Source organism: Streptomyces sp. NPDC025793 (assembly GCF_055558375.1).
Window position 1 is genome coordinate 1 of sequence record NZ_JBVHMR010000108.1, and the last position, 9,239, is coordinate 9,239.

Here is a 9,239-nt window from a genome sequence, read left to right on the forward strand (position 1 = left end):
TCGACAACGTCCAGCACATCCAGGGCTCCTGGCTCACCACCGGCAAGGAGGTCGGCCAGCTCTCGCTCCACTACGGCGCCGACGACCTCGGCTCGGTGATGCTGGAGGAGAACGTCGTTTCCTCCGCGGGCGCCAAGCACCGCTCCAACCTGCTCGAACTGATCGGCCTGATCCGCGGCGCGGGACGCGTCCCGGCGCAGCGCAACACGACCTACGAGCTGCTGCAGGTGCACGACGACCCGGCGAACGACCCCGCCGACGACCGCGTGGTCTCGCACATCTCGTCCACGGCCATCGAGGGCGGCACGGCCCACCCCGAGCTGAAGCTGATCGCCGCCCGCTGAGCGGTGGCCATGTGTCCGGGACCGGGGACACCCGGGTCCCGGACACCTGTGCTTCCCGCACACCCCACGCAACGCCCCCACCCCTGCACACGAGGACGGAGAACCCCATGGCGGGTGCCATTCACGCCACGGGTCTGGTCAAGACCTTCGGTGAGGTCCGGGCCGTGGACGGAGTAGACCTGGACGTGCCGGAAGGCGGCGTGCTGGGGCTGCTCGGCCCCAACGGAGCCGGCAAGACCACGACGGTGCGGCTGCTCACGACCCTGTTGCGCCCGGACGCGGGCACCGCCGTCGTGGCCGGCCACGACGTGGTCCGGGAGCCGGACCAGGTTCGGCTGTCCATCGGCCTCTCGGGCCAGTTCGCGGCGGTCGACGACCGGCTGACGGGCCGGGAGAACCTCCGCATGATCGGTGAACTGTACGGCCTTCGGGCGCGGGCCGCCCGGCAGCGGGCCGACGAACTGCTGGACCGGTTCGACCTGAGCGCGGCCGGCGACCGGGTGTCGAGGACGTACTCGGGCGGCATGCTGCGGCGGCTGGACCTGGCCGGCGCCCTCGTCGTCCGGCCCTCGGTGATGTTCCTCGACGAGCCGTCGGTCGGCCTGGACCCGACCAGCCGCCTGATGCTGTGGGACGCCATCGAGGACCTCGTGGCGCAGGGCACCACGCTGCTGCTGACCACGCAGTACCTGGAGGAGGCCGACCGTCTGGCCCGGGACATCGCGGTCGTCGACCACGGGCGGATCATCGCGCGCGGCACACCGCGCGAACTGAAGTCGCAGGCGGGCGGCCAGCGGGTCGAGGTGGTGGGCGCCTGGCCCGAGCAACTCGACGCCACGGCCGGGCTGTTGGCCCGGTTCGGCACCCGCGGTCCGGACGTGGACCGGCCACGCGGCATCGTCTCGGTTCCCGTCGACGGCGGAGTGCGGCTGCTGACGGAGGTCATCGCCGCGCTGGACGCCGAGGGGATCGAGATCACCGACATCGGACTGCGCCGCCCGACGCTGGACGAGGTCTTCCTGGCCCTGACCGAGGACGTCCCGCGGAACCCGGTGCGCGCGGCGGCCGCCACCGGCGCGGCGGGCGAGAGGAAGTGATGAACGTGTCGGCAACGGCACCGCCCGTACCCGAACTGAAACCCGGCACGGTCACCAAGTCCGTGCGTGACACGCTGGTCGTCACGCGGCGCAATGTGATCCGGACGATCCGCATCCCCGAGGTGCTCGTCCTCAGCCTGGTGCAGCCCCTGGTCTTCGTGCTGCTGTTCGCGTACATCTTCGCCGGGTCCTTCGCCCTGCCCGGTGCGCACGGCGCGGCGGCCTACCGCGAGTTCATGATGCCGGGGTTCTTCGCCCAGACCATCGCCTTCGGCACGGCCAGCAACAGCAGCGTCAGCATGGCCAACGACCTGCAGAGCGGCATGGTCGACCGGTTCCGGTCGCTGCCGATGGCGCGGGGCGCGCTGCTCACCGGCCGCACGGTCGCCGATCTGGTGCAGAACGCGATCGTGGTGACCGTGATGATCCTGTGCGCGCTGCTGGTCGGCTGGCGCGCCCATCACGGGGTGCTGCAGGCCGCCGCCGGGTTCGGGCTGCTGCTGCTCATGGGATACGCGCTGTCGTGGGTGGGCGTCGTCATCGGTCTGACGGTGCGCGCTCCGGAGGCCGCGGCCAGCAGCAACTTCCTGTGGCTGTTCCCGCTGACGTTCCTGTCGAACGCGTTCGTGGCGCCCTCCACGCTTCCGACGGTGCTGCGCTGGGCCGCGGAGTGGAACCCGCTGAGCGCGACGGTGCAGGCGGCGCGGCAGCTGTTCGGCAACCCGGGGCTCACGGCCACGGGTGCCTGGCCCGCCCAGCATCCCGTGCTGGTGTCGGCGGGCTGGTCGATACTGATCGCGGTGCTGTTCCGGACGCTGGCGGTGCGCCGCTACCGTTCGGCCGGCGCATGAGGGGGAACGCGTGAGCGCGGACGCCATGTTCCGGGCGGAGCTGATCCGCCCGGTGCACGAACTGCTCGCCGGGCACGCCGCCCGGCAGCCCGACCGGATCGCCTTCAAGGATGCCCGCCGCTCGCTGACCTGGGCCGAGCTGGACCGGCGTACCGCGCGGGTCGCCGGTCACCTGGTCGGGCTGGGGCTCACGCGGGGCGCGTCGGCCGCGATCTATCTGCCGAACCGGGTGGAGGCGGTGGAGAGCCGTCTCGCCGTCGCCCGCGCGAGCGCCGTCGGCGTCCCGCTCGACCCGCACCGCACCGACGCCGAGCTCGGCCATCTCCTGGACGACTGCGCCGCCCGACTGGTGATCACGGGAGCCGGTCAACTGCCCCAGGTGCGGCGGGTGTTGGCGCAGCGCCCCGGCGCCGCCGTCGTCCTGGTGGGGGAACCCGCCGAACTCGACGCCGTACTCGCCGGCCGGGACGCGGCGGACGAGTCCCTGCCGCGTTACGAGACGCTGGCGGCCACTTGGTCGCTGCGCGATCCGCCACGCGACGACCTGGGGCTCGACGAACCGGCGTGGCTGCTCTACACGACGGGCACGACCGGGAAGCCGAAGGGCGTGGTCTCCACCCAGCGGGCCGCACTGTGGGCGACGGCGTCCTGCAACGCTCCCCTGCTCGGGCTGTCGGAACGGGACCGGGTGCTGGTGCCGATGCCGCTGTTCCACACCCTCGCCCACAACATCTGCGTCCTGGGCGTCCTGGCCGTGGGGGCCGGCGCGTACATCACCGACGAGCCGGCCGCGGACGAGGTGCTGCGCACGGCCCGGGAGGAGAACTCCACCTTCCTGGTCGGCTCGCCGGCCCTCTACCACCACATGGTGGAGCGGACCCGCACCGGCGGCTCCGCCCCGCCCGGTCTGCGCGTGTGCATGGTGGCCGGATCTCCCTGCCCGCCCTCCCTGCACGAGGCGTTCCGGTCCCGGTTCGGGGTCGCCCTGCTGGACAGCTACGGCAGCTCCGAGACGTGCGGCGCGATCACCACCAACCTTCCGCACGGTCCGTACGTGCCGGGTTCCTGCGGGCGTGCGCTGCCCGGCGTGGCCCTGCGGCTGACGGACCCGCGCACCGGCGCCGAGGCCGGCACTGGCGAGGAGGGCGAGGTCTGGGTGTCCAGCCCCGCCCTCATGCTCGGCTACCACGGCCGGCCCGAGGCCACCGAGGCCGTGCTCTGCGACGGCTGGTACCGCACCGGCGATCTGGCCCGGCAGGACGCGAACGGATACCTCACCGTCACCGGCCGGTTGAAGGAAGTCATCGTCCGGGGCGGCGAGAACGTCCATCCGGCCGAGGTGGAAAGTGTGCTCCTCCAGGTGCCCGGCGTCGGCGACGCGGCGGTGGGCGCGAAACCGCATCCGACGCTCGGCGAGGTGCCCGTGGCGTATCTGGTGCCCGGGCCGGACGGGCTCGACGTCGAGGCGGTGCTGGCCACCTGCCGCGACGAACTGCCGCCCCCGAGACGCCCGGAGGAGGTCCACGCGATCGACGAGGTGCCGCGCGACCCGGCGGGGAAGATCGCCCGGCAGCGGCTGTCCGGGCTGACGGGGCGGCTGCTGTGGCGGCGCTCCCCGGGGCCGTCGGGGCGCGCCCGCTACGGGAGTGCGGCCGACCTGGGGCTGGCGGACGCGGAACATCCGCTGCTGGCCGCGGTGATCGAGCGTCCGGACACCGACGAGGTGACGTTCACCGGGCGGCTCGTGAGCGGCGCGGACGGACTGGTGCTCTCCCGTTCGGCCGACGGGCGGACGGTGGTACCCGGTGTCGTACTGCTGGACCTGGCACTGCACGCCGCCGGGCATCTGGGCTGCGGCCGGCTGCGGGAGTTCGACGCGGTACGACCGCTGGTGCTGCCCGCGGCCGGCGGTGTGCAGGTACAGGTCACCGTCGGCGGGTCCGACGCCCTGGGCCTGCGGGCGGTGACGGTGTACACGCGCCGGGACTCCGGTGCGAGCGGCCGGCCGTGGGTGCGGCAGGCGTACGGCACGGCGGCCGCCGCCGGTGCGCCGCCGCGGTGGCAGCCGGAGGCGTGGCCGCCGGCCGGCGCCTGGTGGGTACCCGTCGACGAGGTCTTCGGCGGCCACGGGGCCTTCGGTGCCACCGGCGCCGGCGGCGCGCCGTCGGCGTTGCACGGCGTCTGGCGGCGCGACGACGAGCTGTTCGTCGAGGTCCGGGTGCCCGAGGGGACACCGGAGCAGGGCAGCCGGTTCGGGGTGCACCCGGCGCTGCTGGAGGCCGTGGCACGTGCCGAGCTGTGGGCCGGCCTGGGCGGGGCGTGGGATCCCGCCGGATCGGCCGCGGACCGCCCCGGGGCCCCGGACCTCTGGCGCGGGGTGACCCTGCACGCCGCCCGGGCCTCCGTGCTGCGCGCCCGGCTCACGGCCGCGGCGGACGGCACCCTCGGCGTGAGGGCTGTGGACGCCGCCGGCGCTCCGGTGCTGACGGTGGACTCGGTGCGCTTCGGCGCGCTGTTCCCCGCCGTGCTGCAGACGGCTTCCGCGACGCCGTAGGACCCGCTGTCCGAGGAAGTGCGCCGAGATCGAGACACGACCGCCCACCGCTGAGCAGTACGAGCGGTGGGCGGTCGCATGTGTGCGCACAGGAACGCGGGCCACGGCACCGGCCAACACGCAGGCGGCCCCGACCGGTTGGGGGAAACCGGTCGGGGCCGCCTGCGCACGGCGCCGGGGTTCAGACCGCCCAGGCGGGCAGCTCGTTGATCGTGACCACGCTGGCGGTGCAGATCCAGCCGGGCCCCTGGGAGACCAGCAGGACGTGGTCGCCCGGGCCGACCTCCCGGGTACGGACCAGGTGCTCCAGCGTGATGAAGACGTCCGCGCCGCCCACGTGTCCGACGCTCTTGCCGAAGTCCCAGCTGGACCGGGACATGGGCAGCCCCAGCGGCATCATCAGGGAGTACTCGATCATCCGGCCGTCCATGTTGATCGGCACGACCTTGGCGATGTCCGCCGCGTTCAGATCGGCGTCGACCAGGGCACGGTGGATGACGCCCAGGTCGAAGACGGTCAGCTTCTCCAGCGTCTCCGACAGGGACAGTTCCGTCTCGGTGAACTGCCCGGCCCGCTGCGCCATGTCGGCCATCGAGTCCGACTGCCCGCGCAGGAGCTGCGGGCCGTCACCGCGGTGCCACTTCTCCAGAGCCGGGAGCACCCCGGCGTGCAACGACCGCACCGTGGCGAACCCCTCGTCCGCGCTGAGCAGGACCGAGGCGGCGCCGTCGCCGAGGAAGTAGGACTGGCCGTAGCCGGTCCACCGGTCGATCTCCGGGGAGGAGAAGTTCTCGCCGGAGGTGAGCAGCACGGTCTCGGCCTCGGCGGCGCCGGTCATCTGGCCGACCGCCACCTCCAGGGCGCCCAGCATGCCGTTGCAGCCCTGCTGGAGATAGAACGCGGAGATGTCGTCCAGGCCCAGCTCGCGCAGGATGTAGCCCGGCGGGTAGGAGCCGACGGGCCCCTGGTAGTACACCGCGCTGTGCAGGTGCGAGGCGATCTCGTCGGGCTCGATCTTGGAGCGGTCCAGGGCGGTGCGGGCGGCCGAGACGGCCAGGTCCACGGCCGGCACGTCACCGGACACGTGCGTTCCGGTGAGTCCGTTCGCCGCGACGACCTCGGCGTCCACACGGCCGTCGGCCACGGCCTGTTCCGCGCTCGCCCACTCGTGCAGAATGACTCCCAGGGAGTCGATGTGGACGTTCTCAATCCTCATGCGGGATCTCTCCTTGTCCGTCCGGCGCCGGGGCCGGTCTCAGGTGAGCAACTGCTGCTTGATGTGCTGGGCCAGCTCGGCCGGTGACGCGAAGTCGAACGCCACGCTGGGCGCGAGGCTCAGGTTGGTGTCCGTGTTCAGGGCGTTGCGGAGGTTGATCGAGGTCAGTGAGTCGAAGCCGAGGTCCTTCAGCGCCGCGGTCGCCGCGACGGACTGCGCGGAGGAGTGTCCGAGAACGGTGGCGATCCGCTCGCGTACGAGCCCGGTCAGGGCCGCGTCGCGCTCCTCGTCGGTCGCCATCGCGGCCAGGACGTGGCGCAGTTCCGTCTTCTCCACCTCGGTGTCCTGCGCCGTCCGGCGCGCGCGGGCGGGCAGCAGGGACCGCAGCAGCGCCGGTGCCCGGCCCGCCCTCGCTCCCTCGTAGAGCGCCGGGAAGTCCAGCCGGGCGGCGACGGCGAGGCCGAGTCCGGCCCCCTGCACCGCGTCGAACAACTGCATCCCCTGGGCCAGGGGAAGTGCCACGGATCCGGGCAGTGCCTCGGCCTTGCCCTCGGCGAGACCGCTGCGTCCCTCCCACAGGCCCCAGGCGATCGAGGTCACCGGGACCCCGCGGGCACGCATGTCGTAGGCGAAGGCGTCCAGGAAGGTGTTCGCCGCGGCGTAGTTGGCCTGCCCGGCCCCGCCGAGCACGCCGGCGAAAGAGGAGAACAGCACGAACGCGCAGAGCCGTGCGTCCCTGGTCGCGTCGCGCAGTGCGAGCACCGCGTCCGTCTTCGGCCGCAGCACCGCGCTCAGCCGTTCGGGCGTCAGCGAGGACACGACCCCGTTGTCGAGAGCGCCCGCAGTGTGCACCACCGCCCGCAGCGGCCGGTCGGCGGGGATCGCCGCCAGCAGTCCGGCGAGCGCCTTGCGGTCCGTGACGTCGCACGCGGCGATGGTGACCCGGGCACCGAGCGCGCAGAGTTCGGCCTCAAGATCGACGGCTCCCGGCGCCCCGATGCCCTGGCGGCTCGTCAACAACAGTTCCCGGACACCGTGTTCGGTCACGAGGTGGCGGGCGAGCGCCGATCCCAGCATGCCCGTGCCGCCGGTGACCAGGACCGTGCCGTCGACGCCGTCCAGCAGCGTCGTGTCACCGTCGCGGTCGACGGCCAGGCGCGTCAGCCGCGGCACCCGGGCGGCCCGCTTGCGCAGCGCCCACTGCGGCTCGTCGGAGCCCGCGGCCCGCAGCAGCGCACGCCAGGCGGGTTTGCTCGCGTCGGTGTCCACCAGCAGGAAGCGGTCCGGGAACTCGGTCTGCGCCGAGCGCACCAGCCCCCACACCGCGGCCGCCGTCAGGTCGAGCCGTCCCTCCGCCCCCGTGCCGTCCCAGGCCGGTACCGCGCCCCGGGTGAGGAACACCAGCCGGGACCGCTCGAACGCGGGCGTCGTCACCCAGGCTCGCGCCCAGTCCAGCGCCTGGCGCGCGGTGTCGTGGACGCTGCCGGCGAGTTCCTCGCCCGTCCGCTCCCCGCCGGCGGCGGCGCAGGTCACCACGACCACGTCGGGCGCACCGGAGGCGTCGGCGACCGCGGCGGCCAGGCTCTCCAGATCCGGGTACGCCTCGGTGTACTGGCCCACGGACATCAGCGCGGACCGGGCCCGCAGCGTGTCCTCACCGATGATCGCCCACGTGGCGGGGACCGGGCCGGCGCTCGACGCGAGGTCCGTGTCGCTCCACTCCACGCCGAACAGACCGTCCTGCTGTGCGGCGCCCGCCGCGCTCACTTCGCCACGTGAGACGGGTCGCGGCGTCACGGACGCCACGGTCAGCGCCGGGGTTCCGGTCGCATCGGCGGCCCGCACCGAGAACGCGCCGTCACCCAGCGGGCTGATGCCCACGCGCAGTATCGAGGCTCCGGAGGCGTGCAGCGAGACTCCGCTCCACTGGGCCACCCGCCGCAGCCGTCCGGGGTCCGCCGATCGCTCCCCGGTCGGCAGCAGGTCCAGCACGGCCGCCGCCAGCACCGGATGGAGCCCGAACCCGGCGGCCTCTGCGCGCAGCCGCTCGGTCAGGGCGACCTCGGCGAAGAGGTCGTCGCCCCGCCGCCACACGGATCGCGTGGTGCGCTGCTCCCCGGGACCGTCGCCCGTCGCCTGCCGCTCCTGGGGCACGCTCTCGGCGCCGACCGGCGGCCAGGCCTCCAGGTCCCAGTCCGGCGCCGGGCCTTCCTCGGTGAGCGATCCCTCGGCGTGGCACGTCCACGGCCGTCCTACCCCGCCGTCGCCCCGCCGGGAGTGCACGGCCACCGAACGAGCGCCGGTCTGCCCGGGCTCACCGACGGTGACGCGAAGCTGGACGGCCTCGGACGTCGGCAGCACCAGAGGCTCCCGCACCGACAGCGTCTCCAGCCGCCCGCAGCCCACCTGGTCGCCGGCCATGGCGGCCAACTCGACCAGTACCGGGTCCGGGACGACCTGGGAACCACCGAAACGGTGCCCGGCCAGCCACTCGTACGCTCCCGCCGAAAGGCGCCCGGTGAACAACACGCCGGCCGAGTCGGGCAGTTCGACGGCCGCCCCGAGCAGGGGATGCTCCGTGCTCACGGCTCCGATGCCGGTCACACCGCGGGAGGCTCCGGGGGAAGCGGTCAGCCAGTGGTGGTCGCCCTGGAAGGGATACGTCGGCAGGTCCGGATGCGGCACCACACGATCGGCATGCACGACCACACCCTCGACGAACGCCTGCCCCACCGCCGCCACCACATCACCCAGACCACCATGATCCCGACGCAACGTCCCCACCACCGCGAACACACCCTCCGGGTCAGCCCGCTGCACCGTCTCCTGCAACGGCACCACCAACACCGGATGCGGACTCACCTCCACGAACGCCCGATACCCCGCCCCCACCAACGCCCGCGTAACCCCCTCGAAATCCACCGCATGCCGCAAATTCCGATACCAATACCCACCATCCAACACCGCACCCTCAACCCGCGCCCCCACCAACGACGAGAAGAACGGCACCACCGGCACCGACGCCACCACCGGCGCCAACACCTCCGCCAACTCCCCCTCGACCGCCTCCACATGAGCCGAATGCGACGCGTAATCCACATCGATCCGCCGCACCCGAACACCCGACTCCTCGGCAAAGGCCACGAGTTCGTCCAGCGCATCCGCGTCACCGGACAC

5 protein-coding genes and 2 pseudogenes are annotated in these 9,239 nt (G+C 73.2%); 4 read left to right on the forward strand and 3 right to left on the reverse strand.

Features of this window, described 5'->3' with window-relative positions; genetic code table 11:
- The 4 genes and pseudogenes from ACZ4MF_RS48305 to ACZ4MF_RS48320 form a co-directional block, all read left to right on the forward strand.
- Positions 1–344 (forward strand): annotated as a pseudogene (locus ACZ4MF_RS48305) (dehypoxanthine futalosine cyclase); the annotation flags it as partial.
- 107 nt (positions 345–451) lie between these two features.
- Positions 452–1,441, forward strand: a complete 990-nt coding sequence (locus ACZ4MF_RS48310) for an ATP-binding cassette domain-containing protein (protein WP_467500741.1) — start codon at positions 452–454, stop codon at positions 1,439–1,441.
- Positions 1,441–2,292 carry an ABC transporter permease gene (locus ACZ4MF_RS48315; RefSeq protein ID WP_467500743.1) on the forward strand — a complete coding sequence of 284 codons (852 nt, stop codon included), beginning with the start codon at positions 1,441–1,443 and terminating at the stop codon, positions 2,290–2,292. Before ACZ4MF_RS48310 ends, ACZ4MF_RS48315 begins: the two co-directional genes overlap by 1 nt.
- Before the next feature lie 10 nt (positions 2,293–2,302).
- The gene (locus tag ACZ4MF_RS48320) at positions 2,303–4,846 is read left to right on the forward strand and encodes an AMP-binding protein (RefSeq protein WP_467500745.1); all 2,544 of its coding nucleotides are present in this window, start codon (positions 2,303–2,305) and stop codon (positions 4,844–4,846) included.
- Between the two features lie 181 nt (positions 4,847–5,027).
- Here ACZ4MF_RS48320 and ACZ4MF_RS48325 read toward each other — a convergent pair whose 3' ends face one another.
- From ACZ4MF_RS48325 to ACZ4MF_RS48335, 3 genes and pseudogenes are all read right to left on the reverse strand, one after another.
- Complete coding sequence (locus tag ACZ4MF_RS48325; RefSeq protein ID WP_467500747.1) at positions 5,028–6,062, reverse strand: ketoacyl-ACP synthase III family protein; 1,035 nt, start codon at positions 6,060–6,062, stop codon at positions 5,028–5,030.
- A gap of 39 nt (positions 6,063–6,101) precedes the next feature.
- Entirely contained in the window at positions 6,102–8,765 is a 2,664-nt protein-coding gene (locus ACZ4MF_RS48330) for a type I polyketide synthase (protein ID WP_467500749.1), read from the reverse strand.
- A 15-nt stretch (positions 8,766–8,780) separates the two neighbouring features.
- Positions 8,781–9,239, reverse strand: a pseudogene (locus ACZ4MF_RS48335) (acyltransferase domain-containing protein); the annotation flags it as partial.